General features: G+C 50.0%; 17 protein-coding genes, 1 pseudogene and 1 riboswitch. Of the genes and pseudogenes, 12 read left to right on the top strand and 6 right to left on the bottom strand.

Going from position 1 to position 20014, the window contains the following annotated elements; genetic code table 11:
* Window positions 1–4 precede the first annotated feature (4 nt).
* From DWX91_RS04280 to ribE, 7 genes are all read left to right on the top strand, one after another.
* Window positions 5–1279, top strand: coding sequence for a ribonuclease E/G (locus DWX91_RS04280; protein WP_118538359.1), 1275 nt, complete (start codon window positions 5–7; stop codon window positions 1277–1279).
* 40 nt (window positions 1280–1319) lie between these two features.
* The gene (locus DWX91_RS04275) at window positions 1320–2681 is read left to right on the top strand and encodes an NCS2 family permease (protein ID WP_022359656.1); all 1362 of its coding nucleotides are present in this window, start codon (window positions 1320–1322) and stop codon (window positions 2679–2681) included.
* A 669-nt stretch (window positions 2682–3350) separates the two neighbouring features.
* Window positions 3351–4742 carry an MATE family efflux transporter gene (locus tag DWX91_RS04270; protein WP_118471968.1) on the top strand — a complete coding sequence of 464 codons (1392 nt, stop codon included), beginning with the start codon at window positions 3351–3353 and terminating at the stop codon, window positions 4740–4742.
* A 134-nt stretch (window positions 4743–4876) separates the two neighbouring features.
* Window positions 4877–4992, top strand: a riboswitch (FMN riboswitch).
* Window positions 4993–5356: 364 nt separating this feature from the next.
* Window positions 5357–6499: a bifunctional diaminohydroxyphosphoribosylaminopyrimidine deaminase/5-amino-6-(5-phosphoribosylamino)uracil reductase RibD gene (gene ribD / locus DWX91_RS04265; RefSeq protein WP_118467254.1), complete on the top strand. Its 1143-nt coding sequence runs from the start codon at window positions 5357–5359 to the stop codon at window positions 6497–6499.
* Between the two features lie 47 nt (window positions 6500–6546).
* The gene (locus tag DWX91_RS04260; protein ID WP_118471970.1) at window positions 6547–7194 is read left to right on the top strand and encodes a riboflavin synthase; all 648 of its coding nucleotides are present in this window, start codon (window positions 6547–6549) and stop codon (window positions 7192–7194) included.
* Between the two features lie 15 nt (window positions 7195–7209).
* Window positions 7210–8412, top strand: coding sequence for a bifunctional 3,4-dihydroxy-2-butanone-4-phosphate synthase/GTP cyclohydrolase II (locus DWX91_RS04255; RefSeq protein WP_107001076.1), 1203 nt, complete (start codon window positions 7210–7212; stop codon window positions 8410–8412).
* Window positions 8413–8456: 44 nt separating this feature from the next.
* Window positions 8457–8927 (top strand): 6,7-dimethyl-8-ribityllumazine synthase, encoded by a 471-nt coding sequence (ribE, locus tag DWX91_RS04250; RefSeq protein ID WP_022359479.1) that lies wholly within the window; start codon window positions 8457–8459, stop codon window positions 8925–8927.
* Window positions 8928–9053: 126 nt separating this feature from the next.
* On the opposite strand, the gene DWX91_RS04245 is transcribed toward ribE, so the two are convergent.
* The 6 genes from DWX91_RS04245 to DWX91_RS17115 all read right to left on the bottom strand — a co-directional run bounded on the left by DWX91_RS04245 (window position 9054) and on the right by DWX91_RS17115 (window position 14458).
* Window positions 9054–9806 carry a TAXI family TRAP transporter solute-binding subunit gene (locus DWX91_RS04245; protein WP_243098964.1) on the bottom strand — a complete coding sequence of 251 codons (753 nt, stop codon included), beginning with the start codon at window positions 9804–9806 and terminating at the stop codon, window positions 9054–9056.
* Between the two features lie 26 nt (window positions 9807–9832).
* Window positions 9833–10075 (bottom strand): hypothetical protein, encoded by a 243-nt coding sequence (locus DWX91_RS17125; RefSeq protein WP_243022575.1) that lies wholly within the window; start codon window positions 10073–10075, stop codon window positions 9833–9835.
* Between the two features lie 416 nt (window positions 10076–10491).
* Entirely contained in the window at window positions 10492–11745 is a 1254-nt protein-coding gene (locus DWX91_RS04240; protein WP_107001073.1) for a sodium/glutamate symporter, read from the bottom strand.
* Between the two features lie 370 nt (window positions 11746–12115).
* A complete protein-coding gene (locus tag DWX91_RS04235) occupies window positions 12116–12811 on the bottom strand; it encodes a response regulator (protein ID WP_118538357.1) in 696 nt (231 codons plus the stop codon).
* A complete protein-coding gene (locus tag DWX91_RS17120; RefSeq protein WP_243098963.1) occupies window positions 12804–13454 on the bottom strand; it encodes an ATP-binding protein in 651 nt (216 codons plus the stop codon). Before DWX91_RS17120 ends, DWX91_RS04235 begins: the two co-directional genes overlap by 8 nt.
* A gap of 62 nt (window positions 13455–13516) precedes the next feature.
* Window positions 13517–14458 (bottom strand): PAS domain-containing protein, encoded by a 942-nt coding sequence (locus tag DWX91_RS17115; RefSeq protein WP_243098962.1) that lies wholly within the window; start codon window positions 14456–14458, stop codon window positions 13517–13519.
* 539 nt (window positions 14459–14997) lie between these two features.
* On the opposite strand from DWX91_RS17115, the gene gap reads away from it, so the two are divergent.
* The 5 genes and pseudogenes from gap to gpmI all read left to right on the top strand — a co-directional run bounded on the left by gap (window position 14998) and on the right by gpmI (window position 19801).
* A complete protein-coding gene (gene gap / locus DWX91_RS04225) occupies window positions 14998–16011 on the top strand; it encodes a type I glyceraldehyde-3-phosphate dehydrogenase (protein ID WP_022359484.1) in 1014 nt (337 codons plus the stop codon).
* Window positions 16012–16114: 103 nt separating this feature from the next.
* Window positions 16115–17320 carry a phosphoglycerate kinase gene (locus DWX91_RS17110; RefSeq protein ID WP_118471976.1) on the top strand — a complete coding sequence of 402 codons (1206 nt, stop codon included), beginning with the start codon at window positions 16115–16117 and terminating at the stop codon, window positions 17318–17320.
* A 24-nt stretch (window positions 17321–17344) separates the two neighbouring features.
* On the top strand, window positions 17345–18094 hold the full coding sequence (tpiA, locus tag DWX91_RS17105; protein WP_022359187.1) for a triose-phosphate isomerase: 750 nt from the start codon (window positions 17345–17347) through the stop codon (window positions 18092–18094).
* Between the two features lie 51 nt (window positions 18095–18145).
* Entirely contained in the window at window positions 18146–18322 is a 177-nt protein-coding gene (locus tag DWX91_RS16915; RefSeq protein WP_207664028.1) for a hypothetical protein, read from the top strand.
* Window positions 18261–19801: pseudogene (gene gpmI / locus DWX91_RS04210) on the top strand (2,3-bisphosphoglycerate-independent phosphoglycerate mutase). The gene DWX91_RS16915 and the pseudogene gpmI overlap by 62 nt, the downstream one beginning before the upstream one ends.
* Window positions 19802–20014: the final 213 nt, after the last annotated feature.

The following is a 20014-nucleotide window of genomic DNA, read 5'->3' as shown; positions in this document are numbered from 1 at the left end:
GAGTTTGGATCAGTTAATAGTGACAAAATGGAAGGATCGAAGCCTGACGGCGCTCCTCTCGGACGGGCACTGCCGGTCGCTGACGCTGGAATCTGGAGATGAAAGCCTGCTGGGGAATATTTACATCGGCAAGGTGAAAAATGTGGTAAAAAACATCAATGCCGCGTTTATTGACCTCGGCGGTGGAAAAACCGGATATTTCAGCCTGGCGGAAAACCCGGTTCCGCTTTATACAGACGAGCTGAACCAGCTATGTTCATTCGGATATTCTGGAAATTCTGAGAAGAAAGTAAGTCCACGGAAACTAAAAGCTGGAGACGAGCTTCTCGTCCAGGTATCCCGCGACGCCCTGAAAACCAAGGATCCGTCCGTGACCTGCTGTCTGAATTTTCCGGGTACCTATATGGTTCTGACGGTTGGAAAACCGCAGATCGGATTTTCGACAAAAATCAAGGATAATGCCTGGAAAGAGAAGGTGCGGGAGGAACTTCTGACACATAAGGATGAGCGTTTTGGACTGATTGTCCGGACGAATGGGGCGTCGGCTTCCATCGAAACACTCTGTGCAGAAACAGAGAAGCTGAAACAGCAGATGGAAGAACTTTTGCCGGCAGCCTGCCGCACCTGTTACAGCCTTTTAGAGCAGGGTACGCCGCCCTATATCCAGAGTCTTAGGGATGCGAAGAAAGGAACCCTTTCGGAGATCATCACAGATGTGCCGGAGTATGCGAAGAAGATTGAGGCATGGCTGGAGGAAGAGAAGGAAGAGGACAAAGAACAAAAAGAAAATCAGCCCCAGGCAGATAAAAATGAAAGCATAAAACAGGCGGTTCCGAACTTGTCCCTATATACAGATGAGAACCTTCCATTAATGAAGCTGTACCGCCTGGAATCGGTGCTTAAAAGTGCATCGGATCGCCGTGTCTGGATGAAATCCGGTGGATATCTTGTGATTGAACCTACGGAAGCGTTGACAGTTATCGATGTCAATACGGGGAAATACACCGGCAAGAAGACACCGGCGGAGACCATTCTTAAGATTAATCTGGAGGCGGCGCATGAGGTGGCGCGCCAGCTTTCCCTTCGCAATCTTTCCGGTATTATTATTGTGGATTTTATCGATATGGAATCGAAAGAAGATCAGGAGACGCTGATGCGGACGCTCGGGGAAGAGCTTTCCCGTGACCCGGTCAAAACGATCCTGGTGGATATGACGCGGCTTGGGCTGGTGGAGATCACCCGCAAAAAGGTGCGCCGTCCGCTTCATGAGATTTTGTAGCGGTTGAATCATAGAATGAAAAACACAAGGAGAAGAAAAGATGTTTGAAAAAGTATTTAAGCTATCCGAACATCAGACGACCGTAAAGACGGAAGTCATGGCTGGAATTACGACCTTTATGACGATGGCGTACATTCTGGCAGTCAATCCGAGCATCCTCGGATCGACCGGCATGGACCCGACTGCGGTGCTTCTGGCTACGGCTCTGGCATCATTCATCGGTACTGCCTGCATGGCATTTATGGCGAACCTGCCGTTCGTTCTGTCCGCAGGCATGGGACTCAACGCGTATATGGCGTATACGGTGTGCGCGGGCTATGGCTATAGCTGGCATGTTGCACTGCTGGCTGTATTTGCAGAGGGTCTGATCTTCATCGTGCTGTCTCTGACAAACGTGCGCGAGGCGATCTTCAATGCGATTCCGTTGACTTTAAAGCGCGGTGTGTCCGTCGGTATCGGTCTGTTCATCGCATTTATCGGTCTTCAGAATGCGGGACTTTCAGTAGACTCTTCCACACTGGTAACGATCATCAGCTTCCCGGAAAATTTCCATACCGCGGGTATTTGCGCGCTGCTGGCGCTGATCGGTCTGTTTATCATGGCGGTTTTATACACCTACCGTGTGAAGGGCGCGATTCTGTACGGCATTCTGGGAACCTGGATTCTCGGTATGCTGTGCCAGGTAACCGGCATTTACACACCGGACGTAGAGAATGGTTTCTACACCCTGTTCCCGACCCTGGGAATCACCGATTTCTCCAAACTGGGAGAGACATTTGGTAAATGCTTTACCGTTGACTTCGATGCAGTTGGAATTATCAATTTTATCGTAGTTATTTTCTCATTCCTGTTTGTAGATATTTTTGATACACTTGGTACATTAATTGGTGTAGCAACCAAGGCAGACATGCTGGACGAGGAAGGTCGTCTTCCGGGTATCCGTCCGGCGCTGATGGCAGATGCGATCGCAACTTCCTTTGGTGCGGTATTAGGTACTTCCACAACGACTACCTTCGTTGAGTCTGCATCGGGTGTTGCAGTCGGCGGACGTACCGGTCTGACTGCCCTGGTATCGGCACTCCTGTTCCTGCTTTCCACCCTGTTTGCACCGATTTTTACGGCGATCCCGTCCTTTGCGACGGCTCCGGCATTAATCATGGTTGGCTTCCTGATGGTGGGAACTGTAACCGAAATTCGTTTCGATGAGGACAATATCACCGAGGCAATCCCGGCATATCTGGCAATCATCGCCATGCCGTTGTTCTACAGCATTTCCGAGGGTATTTCCATGGGAATTATCTCTTATGTGCTTTTGAATGTGGCAGCAGGAAAAGCAAAGAAGATCACTCCGCTTATGTATGTGCTGGCGGTGCTCTTCGTTCTCAAATACATTTTCCTGTAACAACTTGTAATAATTTAACCCCTGAAAACTTGACGAAAACAGGTTTTCATAATAAAATAGTCTATATCAAAAAAAGTTTTTAAAATTTTTTTGATTAACGTGCAATAAAATGCGTATGCAGCGCATTAACTTATTGAACGGATGAAAATCATTCCCGCGCGGAAGAACGTGGACGGAGACGAACAAAAACAAATCAAGTTACTCGAAATTCCTTGATGCATTACACTCCGTTACGAACTGTCCAAGATTTTCTGCTGGGATCTTTTCGGTATCGGTTGACAACCAGCAACCGATATTGGGTAAAAAGCGCCGGACCTGCTTGCAGTGCCGCGCTTTTTACTGTACAAAAAAAGGGTAATTTTTACCAGGAATATCTCATTGACATTTTGGCGGGCAGACGGTATAAAGGACAGAGGGTAACTGTTCACAGGTAGGAATTTTCTGAACTGAAAATTCCGTACGATACAGTTCTGGCAGCAGATTTTGCCGATTTGGAATGCGCAGCATCGGCAAAATCTCGTTGCTGGGCACACGTGTGTGAACAGTAACGACAGAAGAGGGAGTAGACTCTGGCGAAAGAAACACGCATGGAACCAGTTCTGGGAGGAAAAGTTAAGAAAACATGAAAACAAAACAGCAGGGCGGGTTTCATACGGAGGTAGGGTACATATGAAGATAGAAAATGATTTGGGGCGGGACGATATCCGGCGGCTGGTGCTCCGTCTGGCGATTCCTTCGATGCTGGCGCAGTTTATCAATGTGCTCTACAGCGTGGTCGATCGAATCTATATTGGAAATATCCCGGTGATCGGGGAGACGGCGCTTGCGGGCGTCGGCGTCAGCGGACCGATTGTGACGCTGATCTCCGCGTTTGCCTATCTGGTCGGTCTGGGCGGCTCGCCGCTCATGAGCATCCGTATGGGCGAGGGGCAGAATGAGAAAGCGAAAAAGATTCTGGCGAACAGCTTCTGGATGATTGTCGGGTTGTCGGCGGTTCTGACGTTGGTTTTGTTTGTGTTTAAACGTGAAATTTTGACGCGGTTTGGTGCGAGTGAGGCGATTCTGCCGTATGCGGAATCGTATTTTACGATCTATCTGCTGGGAACGGTCTTTGCACTGCTTTCGATCGGAATGAACCAGTTTATTATCTGCCAGGGATTTGCGCGGATTGGAATGATTTCGGTGGCGCTCGGCGCGGTAACGAATATTGTGCTGGATCCGGTGTTTATTTTTGTGCTTGACATGGGCGTGGCGGGGGCAGCGTTTGCCACGGTTTTGTCACAGCTTGCGTCGGCGGTCTTTGTCCTTCGTTTTCTGCGTGGAAACCGCGTGCTTCTGCGGCTTGAATTTGAATGTCCGCAGGTAAAGACAGTCTGTAAGATTGCGCTGATGGGACTGTCGCCATTTTTGATCATCGCATTTGATAATGTGCTGATCATTTCGCTCAATACGGTAATTCAGATGTATGGCGGCGCGGAGGCGGACATGCTTTTGACCTGTACGACAATCGTGCAGAGCTTTATGCTGATCGTGACGATGCCGCTCGGAGGCATTACATCGGGAACGGGGGCGATCCTGGGATTCAATTTCGGCGCGGGACGCCCGGATCGGATCCGGAGCGCACAGAAGTATATCACATTGCTGGCGGTGGTGCAGTGCAGCATCATGTTCCTGTTTTCCCGGACGCTGGCGCAATATTTTGTGTATCTCTTTACGCGCAATGAGTCCTATGTGGAACTGACTGTCTGGGCGATCCGGGTCTACACGATGGGGATTATTCCGCTGGCAGTCCAGTATGAGGTCGTAGATGGATTTACCGGAATGGGTGTGCCGTCGGTGGCGATCTCGCTGTCAATGTTCCGGAAGCTGCTGTACCTGGTCAGCGTGTTCCTGATTCCGGTGTTTGCGGGAGTTGAAAATGTTTTCTATGCAGAAGTGGTATCGGATTTCGGCGGAACGACGGTGTCGGTGATCGTGTATCTTCTTTTGATTGGGCGCATTATGGGGCGCTGTGTAGAGCGCGCTAAATTGAACGGGAAAGCAGTGGAAGCAGACACTTGAAGCGGCGCTTAAAATGGCTGAAAATGTGTGTCAGATAACGTTGTCATCAATCAATAAATGAAAAAAATAATGGATTGACAAACGGATTCTCTGGATCTATAATGCAATACAGATAATGAATGACAACAAAATAACGATATCTTCAGGGCAGGGTGTAATTCCCGACCGGCGGTAAAGTCCGCGAGCGCATGGCGCATGATTTGGTGCAATTCCAAAACCGACTGTATAGTCTGGATGAAAGAAGAGAAAACGTAAATAAAAACGGCGGTGCCGGGAAGCTTCCAGATACACTCCCCCGGATGATGGATATGGCGGATATATACCGCTATGGCAAAAGAGAGAGAAAAGTCATCGAGAATGGATGTAAAAAAATATTTACGATAATTAATATCATGAAAGATATTATAAAATAGAAATTATAAGCCCTGAGATGTGAAAATAAAAGTATTTCACATTTCAGGGCTTTTTTGTTTCAATAGAAAATTGTATCATATGAAACAAAAAACGCTCCGTGAGGATGCACACTTGCGCGAAGCAGAAATATGTCGCAGGCGACCGCATTCGGTGCGAGAATGTGCTTGGCACATTCTTTTGATAGAAAGGTGGGGAAAAAGATGGAACGAATCCATGTAAAGGTTCCCGGTGAGCAGCTACAGGATCGGGAATATATGAAGCAGGCGTTAGCACTGGCAGAAAAAGGGCACGGATGGGTCAATCCGAATCCGATGGTCGGCGCGGTGCTGGTAAAGGATGGACGCATCATCGGCGAGGGATATCATACACGATATGGACAGCTTCATGCAGAACGGGAGGCATTTAAGAATGCGGCAGAGCGAGGCGAAGAGACGGCGGGAGCAGATTTGTATGTGACGCTGGAACCCTGCTGTCACACCGGAAAACAGCCGCCGTGTACGGAAGCGGTGCTGGCATCCGGGGTGAAGCGCGTGATTGTCGGCTGCACGGATCCGAATCCGGTGGTGGCAGGGCGCGGCATCCGGCTTCTGAGGGAAAAAGGGCTGGAAGTGGTGGCCGGAGTTTTACGCGGAGAGTGTGAACGGCAGAATGAGGTGTTCTTCCATTTCATGCGGACGAAACTTCCGTTTACGGTGCTGAAATACGCGATGACACTCGACGGAAAGACAGCGACGGTGTTGGGTAAATCCCAGTGGATCACGGGCGAGGCGGCGCGGAAGCGGGTGCATGAGGACCGCGGGCGTTATATGGCGATTCTGACTGGCGTTTCGACGGTGCTGGCGGACAATCCGCAGCTGACCTGCCGGATTCCGGGAGGGAAAAATCCGATCCGGGTGATTGCAGATACGAAGCTTCGGACGCCGCTTTCATCGACCGTGGTACAGACCGCGCGGGAGACACCGACCTGGATTGTGACGGCGGTATCGGATGCCGGAAGAAAGAAAGCATATGAGGACGCCGGCTGTCGTGTTTTAAGTGTCCCGGCAAAAGAGGGAGAACTGGATTTGCAGGCGATGATGCAGCGGCTGGGCGAGGAAAAAGTGGACAGCGTGATGGTCGAGAGCGGCGGGACGCTGGCATGGTCGTTTTTAAAGGCAGGGCTTGTGAACCGGGTGCAGGCCTACATTGCACCGAAGATTTTCGGAGGGGCAGGCGCCCCGACCCCGGTGAGGGGAACCGGTGTGGATGCGCCGCCGGAGGCATTTCTTCTTAAAAAGCCGGAGGCAGTGTGGCTGGGAGAGGATCTGCTGCTGGAATATGAGGTGTCCGGTCAAGATGCATGAGGCGGTGTTAGAACGGGAAAAAATCGCTGATTTGAAAAGGAGAAAAGATGTTCACAGGAATCATAGAGGAAGTGGGAAGGATCCGTGCGATTGAGCGCCAGGCAGTCTCGGCACGGCTGACGGTTGCTGCGTCCAAGGTGCTCTCGGATGTTCATCTGGGCGACAGCATTGCGGTCAACGGTGTGTGTCTGACGGTCACGTCATTTGGGAGAGATTATTTCTGTGCGGATGTAATGCATGAGACGCTGAACCGTTCGTCCCTGGGGGCGCTGGGTGTCAAAAGCCCGGTCAATCTGGAGCGGGCGATGCTGGCGGGCGGACGGTTTGGCGGACATATCGTCTCCGGTCACATCGATGGAACTGGAACCATCCGGGATGTGCGCCGGGACGGAAATGCCGTCTGGTATACGATTCAGGCCCCAGAACCGATTCTGCGGCTGATTGTGGAAAAAGGATCGATCGCGATCGACGGAATCAGCCTGACGGTCGCACGGGTGGATCACGTATCATTTTCCGTTTCCATCATCCCGCATACACTGCAGGAGACAGCGCTTGCGTTTAAGAGGGCAGGCGATATCGTCAATCTGGAAAATGACTGCATTGGAAAGTATGTGGCGAAGCTGATGGGAGTAGAAGAAGAGGATAAGGCAGGAAAGGGCATGACAAGAGAATTTCTGCAGCGATATGGATTTTAATAGAGGAGGAGAACAATGAAGCAGTTTGATACAGTTGAAAAGGCTCTGGACGAGCTGAAACAGGGACATTTAATCCTGGTTACGGATGACGAGGATCGCGAAAACGAAGGCGATCTTATCTGCGCGGCAAGTTTTGCCACGACAGAAAATGTCAATTTCATGGCGACGCATGCGAAGGGCTTAATCTGTATGCCGATGAGCGCAGAAATCTGCCGGAAGCTGCAATTCCCACAGATGGTGATGGATAACACGGATAACCATGAGACGGCGTTTACCGTATCGATCGACCATAAAACGACGACCACCGGTATTTCTGCCGAGGAGCGCGGTATTACGGCGCGCGCGTGCGTGGATCCGGACACAAAGCCGGAGGATTTCCGCCGTCCGGGACATATGTTTCCGCTGATGGCGAAGAAAAACGGCATTCTGGAGCGCAACGGTCACACAGAGGCGACGGTAGACCTGATGCGGCTTGCAGGGCTGCCGGAATGCGGTCTGTGCTGCGAGATCATGCGCGAGGATGGAACGATGATGCGGTCGGAAGAATTATTTGCGATGGCAGAACAATGGGGTCTGGCGATGATTTCCATTAAACAGCTGCAGGAGTACCGCAAGAGACATGAAAAGCTGGTCGAGTGTGTGGCAGAGACGCGGATGCCGACGAAATACGGCGAATTCCGCGCGTATGGCTACCTGAATCTCTTAAATGGAGAACACCATGTGGCACTCGTCAAGGGCGATATCGGAGATGGGAAAGATGTACTCTGCCGCGTGCATTCGGAGTGCCTGACCGGCGATGCATTTGGTTCCCTGCGGTGTGACTGCGGACAGCAGCTTGCGTCGGCGATGACCCAGATTGAGAAAGAGGGACGAGGCGTTCTCCTTTATATGCGGCAGGAGGGACGCGGCATCGGGCTTTTAAATAAGCTGCGCGCCTACAAGCTGCAGGATGGCGGCATGGATACGCTGGATGCGAACCTGGCGCTGGGATTTAAGGGCGATCTGCGGGAATACTACATTGGGGCGCAGATTTTAAAGGATCTGGGAATCAAGACGCTGCGTCTTCTGACCAATAACCCGGATAAGGTATATCAGCTTTCGGATTTTGGCATGGAAATCAAGGAGCGCGTGCCGATTCAGATGGAGGCAACGCCGTATGATGGATTTTACCTGAAAACGAAGCAGGCGCGGATGGGACATATTTTGAATTTTAAATAGAAAAAGTGACAGGCGAAAATAGATCGTCGGAAAGGATGGTACTTATGCGTACATTTGAAGGAAACGTAGTAGCGGAAAATAATATGAGGATCGGAATTGTGGCGGCACGATTCAATGAGTTTATCACCTCGAAACTGGTTGCAGGCGCGCAGGATGCGCTGCGTCGTCACAATGTCTCGGAGGAGGATGTAGATGTTGCGTGGGTTCCAGGTGCTTTTGAGATTCCGCTGATTGCGTCGGAGATGGCGAAGTGCGGAAAGTATGATGCGGTGATCTGCGTGGGTGCAGTTATCCGTGGAAGCACAAGCCATTATGATTATGTGTGCAGCGAGGTTTCGAAAGGAATCGCACAGGTTTCTCTGGCAAGCAGCGTGCCGGTTATGTTCGGTGTGCTGACGACGGATACGATCGAGCAGGCGATCGAGAGAGCGGGAACAAAGAGCGGAAATAAGGGATTTGACTGCGCGATGGGAGCAATCGAGATGGTGAATTTGCTGCGGGAGATCCGGAAGTAAAAATAATCAGGTAATCGGGCATCGAAAAAGCCAGGACTGCGGAATGCTGCAGCCCTGGTTTTTTGTCTTAGGAAAATTCGTCCATGCGCCAGGTTTTGGTGTTACCTGTTTTTGTTTGCTATCATGTTACTCTGTTTTCAACAGCCCCTGTTCCGTATAATATTTCTCAGCTCCCGGATGCAGCGGAATAGGAAGCTGGCTGCATATATATTCCGGATCAGATAAGTTACTTAAGGAGGGGTGGGCGCTGATCAGTTCTTCACGGGATTCGTCGAGAATCTTGGTGATGGTGTAGACCAGCTGTTCGTCCATGGATGCGTCCACGCAGAGAAGGCATTTGATTCCGAAGGTTTTCAGTGTCTCGGTTTGTCCCGGATAGGTACCGGCTGGGACGGTGGCGCGGACGTAGAAGGGGCTGGCTGCAAGAATTTTTTGCAGTTCTTCGTCAGTGTACTCCAGCAGGCGGCAGGGCGTCTGGCTGGCCAGGTCGGTCAGGCTGTGGACCGGGATTCCGGCGAAGCTGTGGACGGCGTCGAGTTTACCGTTTAAGACAGAGTCCACGCTGGCGGAGAAGCTGTAGTTTTCAAGGGCAGTGTTGGCAATATTGAGCCCGGCTGCCTTGAGAGCGGTGCGGGCGGAAAGCTCCGTGGTGGATCCTTCTGGTCCGACGGCAATGTGGTGTCCGGCGAGTTCATGAACGTAGGAGATATGCTCGGATTCCGGCGCCATCCAGGTGGACAGGCTTGAATAGACGGCCCCGATCGCCCGCAGGGATTCGACCGGATGACCGGAAAATTCGTCCGTTCCCTGATAGGCGGAAAATGCCACATCGCCGCTGACCAGTCCCATATCAAATTGTCCGTTTTTGATATTTTCCACGTTCGTGTAGGAACCGTTGGAGGCGCTTAAATTGACCTTGAGCTGTTCATCATGTCCGCTAAAACAGAGGCGATGGCACTGCCAACCGGGTACATGGTTCCGCCGCTGTCGGCAGTTCCGATGGTCAGAACGTGCAGCTCTTCGTCTGCTTCGTTGGGATGGTCGTTGACCCGCGCATCTGCGGAGGTGCTGCCGGAACAGCCGGAAAGTCCGAGCAGGAAGGTAAGAAGCATCATTGGTGCCAATTTTACCAGTTTTTTTATTTTCATAGATCTCACCTTTTCGTAGTTTATCAGTATATAGAAAAAAACGCAGCGGTTCTGTCGAATGCTGCCTTAGCGATTAAAAGAATATTAAAACTCTATAAAAGTATAACATAAAAAACAGTGATAAGACAAGACCAAGGAAGAGGAAAATATAAATGTAACTGTTCACAGGTAGGCACTTTTGGAACCGAAAGTGCCGTAAGAAAACGTGGTGGCAGCAGGAATTTGCCGTATTTAAATGCGAAGCCACGGCAAATTCCGTTACTGGGCACGTATGCGTGAACAGTAACAAAAAAGAGCGTCCGGTTTATGTGGGGGAACCGGACGCTCTTCTTTCAGGTTACATTTTCAATTGAGCTTTAGGTATGTTGTTATATAAAAGATGTCTTATATGAAGTGTTCCTATCTCGTCTCAGTGATTATTTTGTAATCAGGCTGGAGAAGATGGAAAGGAAAATCGGGTTGTAAATATCGTCGATGATAACTGCGAAGGACGGATACAGAACCCAAGCAACGGTGTGCCATCCATACTGATCCATAACGGCTTTCTCGTTTGCTACTGCGTTCGGACCTGAACCACAGCCCCATCCACAGTTACCAGCTGCCATAACAGCTGCACCGTAATCGCGGCCAAATACGTTGAAGGATACGAAGATTGCAAAGAGTGCCATCAGGATAGCCTGTGCAAGGAGGATGATACCCATCTGACCAGCTACCGGAGCCAGCTTTGTGATATCGATGGTCATCAGAACCAGTGCCAGGTAGAGTTCCAGGAACATATGCTCGATAGCGTCGATCTCCGGAACCGGGAATTCGATACCAGCTGCATCCATGATGTTTCTTGCGATAGCACCTGCGAACAGACAGCCGATGAATTTCGGCATCTCGATCATTGGGATGTTGTCTAACAGGCAGTAGATCGGCATACCAAGTGCTGCTACAAGCAGAGACAGGGCAAATGCTTTGATCATACGGGTGTTGTTAAGAACAGCTGCTGAACCTGCTTTTGCGGATTCCGGTCTGTCGTTCGGGTCAGATTTCAGACCGTGACGGGAAATCAGGAAAGCTGCAACCGGGCCACCGATTAAGGAACCCATGATGTTGCCCATAGTACCGGCTGCTACACCGACTGTGGTTGCATCCGGAGCACCCATGTTCTCGAAGATAGGACCAAATGCAGAAGCAGTACCAACACCGCCGGACATAGCTGAGGAAGAACACTGCAGAGCCAGAAGCGGATGAAGACCGATGGCGCTGCCTACCAGGTAACCAACGACATCCTGTAAGGTAATCAGGACACAGGCTGCAACTGCGATTGCGATACAAAGCTTTCCGCCTGCATGCTTTAACATCTTGTAGCTGAAGCCGAAACCTACGCACAGGAAGAATAAGTTCTGGCATAAGTCTTTCACGATTTTTGCATCAAAGGAAAAACCGATGATTCCGGAACCCTTGATGATAGATACAACAACAGAAAAGATGATACCGGAAATAACCGGGGCCGGTATTGCATATTTTCTGAGCAGGGCGCTGTGAGCGACAATCGCGCGTCCTAAGAAGATAACGATGGCTGCGAAACCAAGTGTGGTCAGATACTCGAACTGGAATGTAGCAATCGCACCGTCCGCTGCCGGTGTGTAAGTTCCAAAGTACCCCATAATGTGTTCTAACATAGAACTTCCCTCCATTCTTTTTTAAGAATTTGTTTATTTCTTTTATAAGCAGTTTATAAGATTGAAAAAGGGAAGTCAATTTATGTAATTTTAAATACAGTTTTGTAAGTATTGTAAATAAAAATGACTATAAGAAAGCGACTGCAGTATAGATACGGTTCTATGATGAATCTGTACAGCTGTAGCCGCGAAAAGGCAGGAAAAACCTGTATATTGCTGGAAAACGAAGTGGCTCTTATTTTCCGGAATATCGTAACTGTTCAGTACCTTCACAGTCACGCGCAAAAATCCATTAAAAATTGCCTGCGGCAATGGGATTTTTGCCTGCTGGCCCATGTTTTCGTACGGTCAGCGCAGTAAATGCGCAGACCTACTGAACAGTTACGGAATATCTATATTTAATAGAAGGGCGTCCACCGGTCTGGTAATCGATCATGCTGACCAGTTCGTTGGTTTCAACCAGGTAATTTAAGTACCGCCGGACTGTAATACGGGACAAATGAACCTGTTCCGAAATCTGTTCGCTGGACCAGACCTCCTCCGGATGTTCGGAGAGAAAGAGACGGATCAGTCCAAGGGTGTGTTCATTTAGGCCCTTTGTCAGCGGAGCGCTCTGGGAGGAGACATCCGGGACGGAGAAGAGGCGGTCGATCTCCGCCTGTCCCAGGTCAGAAGCGGACGCCGATGTTTTCAATTCCTCCTGACGTTTCGCAAATCGTTCCAGGGCAGCTTTGAAACGGTCATATTCAAATGGTTTGACGAGATAATCGGTGACGCCGCGGGAAATAAGCCGGCGGACGGTCTCTGCGTCGTTGGCAGAGGTTACCATGATGATCGCAGGGGTCATGCCAGCCGCGTGGAGCTGGTCGATAAATTCGTCACCGTTCATCTGAGGCGTGTAGTAGTCGAGAATAATCAGGTCAACCGTGCAGTTCTGCAGATACTGCAGGGCAAGGATGCCGTTTTTGAAAGTTGCCTCCACGTGAAAAGAGGAGGTCAGCTCGACATACTGTTTATTGATGGATGCAACCATCGGATCATCTTCTATAATAATGACTTTATACATTAGATTCTGTCTCCTTTCGGGTAAATGTCAGGGTGAAGCAGGTGCCCTCGCCAGGCTCTGTGTCGATATCGATGGTTCCGCCGTACTCCTCCACCAGCTCATGAACTAGGAAAAGCCCGGTTCCGCGGTTCTCGCCCTTGGAGGAAACACCTTTTTCGAAAATATGATCGAGCAGCTGTGGCTGTATGCCGTGCCCGGTGTCCTCGCAGGTGATGATGTTGACGTCTGGGCGGCAGTAGATGCCGATGTGGATCTCGCGCGGGCTTTCAGATGCGTTAATGACATCCGGACTGGCGGTGTGATCGTGGCTTAGCTCTTCAATGGCATTTTCCATCAGATTGCCGAGAATGGTGACAAATCCTTCCACCGGGATCAGCAGATCATGGTCGCGGCAGGTGCTGTCGGCGCTGACCTGCAGGCGGATGCCAAGCTCGGCGGCGTGCATCATTTTCCCGATCACAAGCGCACAGATCTTTGGAACGCGGATGCAGTTGGCTGTCTCACGGACGGACTGGCTGGAGACAAGGCTGCTGTTGGTGATAAAATTCATCGCCTGCTGAATCTCCCCGGTCTGTAGGTAGCCGAGAATGATGTGCAGCTTATTTAAAAATTCATGGTTGAACGCGCGCAGCGTGTCCAACATATTGTGGGCGCCGGAAAGCTCGTCGGAGAGACGCAGGAGGTCGGTGCGGTCAAATAAAACGATCAGGACACCTCGCGCGCCTGTTTACCGCGTCCATGGATCGGCACCTCCTTGACGATGAGCTGGCGTCCGGCGAAGCTGATGCTCTCGTGCGTTACACTTTCGCCGGTTTTTATGACCTGATCGAAAGCGGTCTGTGGAAACAATTCCTGAATCGTTAAGTGGGTGAGCGGAGGGTCGTTTGCAGGACGACCGAGTATTGTGGAAACTTTCTGGTTGGCAAAGAGAATTCTGCCGTCCAGATCGGTTGCGGCAAGTCCCTCGTCGATCATATTCATGACCTCATCCTGGCGGGTATAAATATTGACGAGTTCTTCCGGGTCATATCCCAACAGGGAGTCGCGCAGCAGGGAGAACATTGTGTGCGTCAGGGAAATGCTGACGATCATCATGATCAGGAATATAATTATATAAAAGAACAGCAGACTGCGGTGCTGGGCGGACAGAGTAGCGGTGAACAGGGAAACCATTACAAAACCGACGATCTCTCCGCTGCTGTTTTTTACTGCGTGAAAGGCGCGCCGCTGCATGCCGTGCGTGCCGTAGCCGGTTGTGATATATGGATCGCTTCCTGCCAGAATAGCGTCCTCGTCACCTGCCACGTAGGAATCGCCGGTTTTCAGACGGTTCGTGTGGTAAAAGCGCAGTCCGTTTTTATCACTGATGAGGATGACATTGATATCTGGTATATTCAAAGAAAGAGAATCCAGGTCGCGGGTCACGGTGGAATCAGGATAGCCGTTTTCCAGCATGGCGGCGACATCCGGAATTGCAGCAATATAAGAAGCAGTACCGCTGATCAGTTTGTCCATATCCTTTCGCTGTCTGGAAATATCAAAAAACAGAGTAAAACCAAGTGAGATGAGCACCAGGGTAGCGGAAAGGAGCAGAAAGGATCGGTACAGATTCTGTTCCAGCGCTGATTTTCCTTCCTTTATCTTCATATATAAAACCTCCGGAATTTATTTGATGTAGGAAATGAGTTGATCCGGTCTGCAAAATGTGTAAACCAAAACGATGATTAAAGTTATTATAGTAAAAAAAGAAACGATCTGCAAGAAAGTGTGAAAGTTTACAAGGCGCTGGATGGCGAATTGCAAAGTGGCCGGGTTATTGTTCACGGGTAGGCACTTTTGGAACCGAAAGTGCCGTAAGAAAACGTGGTGGCAGCAGGAATTTGCCGTATTCAAATGCGAAGCCACGGAAAAAGGTTGAAAAACAAGAAGAGATCGATTAAAATGAGAATAGTTCGAATTAGAGCATTTGGTTAAAAAATTATGCAAAATTAAGGCTGCCAGCACAAAATTCCATTTAAGGTATGACAATCCGTCGAAGTTGTGCGCAGCAAGAGAGAAAATACTGAATATTTGCTGCAAAATTTACAAAAAACCACTTGCTATTTTAGGAAAAGTTGGGTACAATACAAACAGGGTTGATTAATATTTAACAATCATGAAGATGAATTTCTAGGAGGAATGAGATCATGGCAGTAAAAGTTGCAATTAATGGTTTTGGTCGTATTGGTCGTCTGGCTTTCAGACAGATGTTTGGCGCTGAGGGTTACGAAGTCGTAGCTATCAACGATCTGACAAATCCGAAAATGTTAGCTCACCTGTTAAAGTATGATTCTGCTCAGGGCAGATACGATGGACATACGGTAGAAGCTGGCGAAGATTATATTGTAGTAGATGGCAAGAAGATTACTATCTACGCAAAGGCAAACGCTGCTGAACTTCCGTGGGGCGAGATTGGTGTAGACGTAGTTCTGGAGTGTACCGGATTCTATACATCCAAGGCAAAAGCACAGGCACATATCGATGCAGGCGCTAAGAAAGTCGTTATCTCCGCACCGGCAGGCAATGACCTTCCGACTATCGTATACAATGTAAACCACAAGACACTGAAACCGGAAGATAAGATTATCTCCGCAGCATCCTGTACAACTAACTGCCTGGCTCCGATGGCTAAGGCATTAAACGATTATGCTCCGATTCAGTCCGGTATCATGTCCACCATCCACGCTTACACAGGCGATCAGATGATTCTGGACGGACCGCACAGAAAAGGCGATTTAAGAAGAGCAAGAGCAGGCGCTGTCAACATCGTTCCGAACTCCACCGGTGCTGCAAAAGCGATCGGTCTGGTTATTCCGGAATTAAACGGCAAGCTCATCGGTTCCGCACAGCGTGTTCCGGTTCCGACTGGTTCCACTACTATTCTGACAGCCGTTGTTAAGAAAGCTGACGTTACTAAGGAAGCTATCAACGAGGCTATGAAGGCAGCTCAGACTGAGTCCTTCGGCTACAACGAGGATGAGATCGTTTCTTCCGATATCGTAGGTATCCGCTATGGTTCCCTGTTTGATTCTACACAGACTATGGTATCTCCGATCGGTGATGACTTATATCAGGTACAGGTTGTTTCCTGGTATGACAACGAGAACTCCTACACAAGCCAGATGGTTCGTACAATCAAATACTTCGCAGAGCTGGCATAATTTTATCGATTCGATAGAAAATCATAAGGATTCAAGATGGGTCCGGTCCTCGGTCGGGACCGGACCTGTTTTTTATTCTTTTATAATGTAAAGGAGACAGGATATGCTGAATAAAAAATCCGTGGATGATATCAATGTAAAGGGCAAACGCGTTCTGGTACGCTGTGATTTCAACGTACCGTTAAAAGAAGGAAAGATCACCGATGAAAACCGTCTGGTGGCAGCGCTTCCGACGATCAAAAAACTGATTGCGGACGGCGGAAAGGTAATTCTCTGCTCCCATCTTGGCAAACCGAAGGGAGAGCCGAAGCCGGAGCTGTCTCTGGCACCGGTAGCCGTTCGTCTGTCTGAACTTCTGGGACAGGAAGTGAAATTTGCAGCCGATCCGGAAGTGGTTGGAGCGAACGCAAAGGCAGCCGTTGAGGCGATGAAGGATGGCGAGGTTGTTCTGCTTGAGAACACCCGTTACCGTGCCGAGGAAACCAAGAACGGTGAGGCGTTCAGCAAGGATCTGGCATCCCTGTGTGATGTCTATGTGGACGATGCATTTGGTACTGCACACCGCGCACACTGCTCAAACGTAGGCGTGACCCAGTATGTGGACACCGCAGTAGTTGGTTACCTGATGCAGAAAGAGATAGATTTCCTTGGAAATGCAGTAGATAACCCGGTCCGCCCGTTCGTTGCCATTTTAGGCGGCGCGAAGGTAGCCGATAAATTAAACGTTATCTCCAACCTGCTGGAGAAGTGCGACACGCTGATCATCGGCGGCGGCATGGCATTTACCTTCTTAAAAGCACAGGGCAAGGAGATTGGAAAATCCTTAGTCGATGATACAAAGTTAGATTATTGCCGTGAGATGGTAGAGAAGGCGGCGAAGCTTGGCAAGAAACTGCTTCTTCCGGTTGATGCAGCTGTAGCAGCATCCTTCCCGGATCCGATCGATGCACCGATCGAGGTACAGAATGTATCGGTTGACGCTATCCCGGCTGATACGATGGGACTTGACATAGGACCGGAAACTGCAAAGCTGTATGCAGACACCGTAAAATCTGCTAAGACAGTTGTATGGAACGGACCGATGGGTGTATTTGAGAACCCGACTCTGGCACAGGGTACAATCGCAGTTGCAAAAGCACTGGCAGACACCGAAGCGACCACGATCATCGGCGGCGGCGATTCTGCAGCAGCGGTCAACCAGCTTGGATTTGGCGACAAGATGACCCATATTTCTACCGGCGGTGGCGCTTCCCTGGAATTCTTAGAGGGAAAAGAGCTTCCGGGCGTAGCGGCAGCGAATGATAAATAAATAGAAAAGAGGAATAGAATAGTCATGGCTAGAAGAAAGATCGTAGCAGGCAACTGGAAAATGAACATGACGCCGTCGGAGGCAGTAGCTCTGGTAGAGCTTCTGAAGCCGCTCGTTGTTTCGGAAGATGTAGACGTTGTATTCTGCGTACCGGCGATTGATATTATCCCGGTTGTAAAAGCGTGCGAGGGAACCAACATCGCAGTCGGCGCTGAAAATATGTATTTCGAGGAGAAAGGTGCTTACACCGGCGAGATTTCCCCGAATATGCTGACCGATGCAGGCGTTAAATACGTGATTATCGGACATTCCGAGCGCAGAGAATACTTTGCAGAGACCGATGAGACGGTCAATAAGAAGGTACTGAAAGCATTTGAGCACGGTCTGACCCCGATCATTTGCTGCGGCGAGACTCTGACCCAGAGAGAGCAGGGCATCACGCTTGACTGGATCCGCCAGCAGATCAAGATCGCATTCCAGAATGTGACCGCAGAGCAGGCAAAGACAGCTGTGATTGCATACGAGCCAATCTGGGCGATCGGTACCGGCAAGGTAGCGACCACCGAGCAGGCTGAGGAAGTGTGCGGCGCGATCCGTGCGTGTATCAAGGAAGTGTACGATGAGGCGACCGCAGAGGCGATCCGCATCCAGTACGGCGGTTCTGTATCTGCAGCATCGGCTCCGGAGCTGTTTGCACAGCCGGATATCGATGGCGGTCTGGTAGGCGGCGCATCCTTAAAGGCAGATTTTGGAAAGATTGTAAATTATAAATAAGAGATGGGTAAAAGGGGGCTGTCGCACGTGTGAGGCGTGGCAGTCCCCTTTTTGCCAGTAAAAAAAGAAGGTGAAGGTTTTGACCTGAAACAATCAAAATTGTTGGTTCATCCGGTTGTTTCAGAAAAAACGGTTCATTTCATGGAAGGAAAGGAAGAAGAAAGAGATGAAAAAAAAGCCAACCGTATTAATGATTCTCGATGGATACGGCATGAGAGATACCTGTGAGCACAATGCCGTGTGTGAGGCAAAGACACCGATCATGGATCAGCTGATGAGCCAGTGCCCGTTTGTGCGCGGCAATGCCAGCGGTCTGGCGGTCGGTCTGCCGGACGGACAGATGGGTAACTCGGAGGTTGGACATTTAAATATGGGTGCCGGACGTATCGTGTACCAGGAGCTGACCCGTATCACGAAATCAATCGAGGATGGCGATTTCTTTGAAAATCCGGAATTTCTGGCAGCCGCAGACACCTGCAAGAAAAATGATTCCGCCCTGCATCTGTTTGGACTGGTATCAGACGGCGGCGTTCACAGCCATCTGACCCATTTATTCGGACTTCTGGAGTTCGCAAAACGTCAGGGACTTAAAAAAGTGTATGTGCACTGTTTCCTGGACGGACGTGATACACCGCCGACCTCCGGCAAGGAGTTCGTAGCAGAATTAGAGAAGAAGATGCAGCAGCTTGGCATCGGCGAGGTGGCTTCCGTGATGGGACGCTACTATGCGATGGACCGTGATAAAAACTGGGATCGTGTCCAGAAAGCTTACGATGTGCTGACAAAGGCAGAGGGTGAGAAGGCAGAAAGTGCGTGTGCAGGCATTCAGGCATCCTATGATAAAGAGGTAAACGATGAGTTCGTCGTACCGTTCTATGTAGAGAAGGACGGAAAGCCGATTGCAACGATTCAGGATGGCGATTCCGTCATTTTCTTCAACTTCCGTCCGGACCGTGCAAGAGAGATCACCCGCGCATTCTGCGATGAGGGATTTACCGGATTTGCGAGAGAGAAGAAGCTTGACCTGACGTTTGTATGCTTTACCGATTACGATGAGACGATCGGGAACAAGCTGATTGCGTTCAAGAAGGAAGAGATTAAGAACACGTTTGGAGAGTTCCTGGCTGCGCACCATATGACGCAGGCACGTATCGCCGAGACCGAGAAATATGCACACGTAACATTTTTCTTCAATGGCGGCGTGGAAGAGCCGAACGAGGGCGAGGACCGCATTCTGGTTCCGTCTCCGAAGGAGGTCCCGACCTACGACCTGAAACCGGAGATGAGCGCACCGATCGTGTGCGATAAGCTGGTGGAGGCGATTGAGTCCGGCAAATATGATGTCATTATCATCAATTTTGCAAACCCGGATATGGTAGGTCACACGGGCGTGGAGTCGGCTGCGATCAAGGCGATTGAGACTGTCGATGCCTGCGTAGGACGTGCAGTTGAAGCCATCAAGCAGCCGGAGGCGTTCTCTTTATCTGCGCCGATCACGGTAATGCAGAGGTGATGGTCGATGAGGCAACCGGCGAGCCGTGGACCGCTCATACGACCAATCAGGTACCGTTTATCCTGGTCGGCGCTGACCCGGCGTACAAGCTGCGCGAGGGCGGACGCCTCTGCGATATTGTGCCGACGCTGATTGAACTGATGGGACTTGAGAAGCCGAAGGAGATGACGGGAGAGTCGCTGTTGGTGAAATAGGGAGAATTTTCGAATATATTAGGAAAGTATAAATATAACCGTCAATAAGAATCGGGAAAACTGCCATAAAGCAAGAAAAGATCATGAACAGAGAAATGGTCGGGGCTTGTTTTGTGGCAGTTTTTGGTTACTTCTCTCTTCCATTTCATAAGAAAATAGGATAAAATAAAATCATCTATGTGAACCGCTCGGAGGCTGTTCCAGGGCAGACAT

This window comes from Clostridium sp. AF22-10 (assembly GCF_003478725.1).
Taxonomy (GTDB): domain Bacteria; phylum Bacillota; class Clostridia; order Lachnospirales; family Lachnospiraceae; genus Otoolea; species Otoolea fessa.
The sequence above is the reverse complement of the archived record's forward strand: the minus strand, read 5'-3'. Positions and strand labels throughout refer to the sequence as shown.

Excerpts from the sequence above, each read along its gene's own strand:
- DWX91_RS04275 (WP_022359656.1), top strand. The coding sequence starts at position 1,320 with ATGTTTGAAAAAGTATTTAAGCTATCCGAACATCAGACGACCGTAAAG.
- DWX91_RS04270 (WP_118471968.1), top strand. The coding sequence starts at position 3,351 with ATGAAGATAGAAAATGATTTGGGGCGGGACGATATCCGGCGGCTGGTG.
- ribD (WP_118467254.1), top strand. The coding sequence starts at position 5,357 with ATGGAACGAATCCATGTAAAGGTTCCCGGTGAGCAGCTACAGGATCGG.
- DWX91_RS04260 (WP_118471970.1), top strand. The coding sequence starts at position 6,547 with ATGTTCACAGGAATCATAGAGGAAGTGGGAAGGATCCGTGCGATTGAG.
- DWX91_RS04255 (WP_107001076.1), top strand. The coding sequence starts at position 7,210 with ATGAAGCAGTTTGATACAGTTGAAAAGGCTCTGGACGAGCTGAAACAG.
- ribE (WP_022359479.1), top strand. The coding sequence starts at position 8,457 with ATGCGTACATTTGAAGGAAACGTAGTAGCGGAAAATAATATGAGGATC.
- DWX91_RS17125 (WP_243022575.1), bottom strand. The coding sequence starts at position 10,075 with ATGAAAATAAAAAAACTGGTAAAATTGGCACCAATGATGCTTCTTACC.
- DWX91_RS04240 (WP_107001073.1), bottom strand. The coding sequence starts at position 11,745 with ATGTTAGAACACATTATGGGGTACTTTGGAACTTACACACCGGCAGCG.
- DWX91_RS04235 (WP_118538357.1), bottom strand. The coding sequence starts at position 12,811 with ATGTATAAAGTCATTATTATAGAAGATGATCCGATGGTTGCATCCATC.
- DWX91_RS17120 (WP_243098963.1), bottom strand. The coding sequence starts at position 13,454 with ATGTTGGACACGCTGCGCGCGTTCAACCATGAATTTTTAAATAAGCTG.
- DWX91_RS17115 (WP_243098962.1), bottom strand. The coding sequence starts at position 14,458 with ATGAAGATAAAGGAAGGAAAATCAGCGCTGGAACAGAATCTGTACCGA.
- gap (WP_022359484.1), top strand. The coding sequence starts at position 14,998 with ATGGCAGTAAAAGTTGCAATTAATGGTTTTGGTCGTATTGGTCGTCTG.
- DWX91_RS17110 (WP_118471976.1), top strand. The coding sequence starts at position 16,115 with ATGCTGAATAAAAAATCCGTGGATGATATCAATGTAAAGGGCAAACGC.
- tpiA (WP_022359187.1), top strand. The coding sequence starts at position 17,345 with ATGGCTAGAAGAAAGATCGTAGCAGGCAACTGGAAAATGAACATGACG.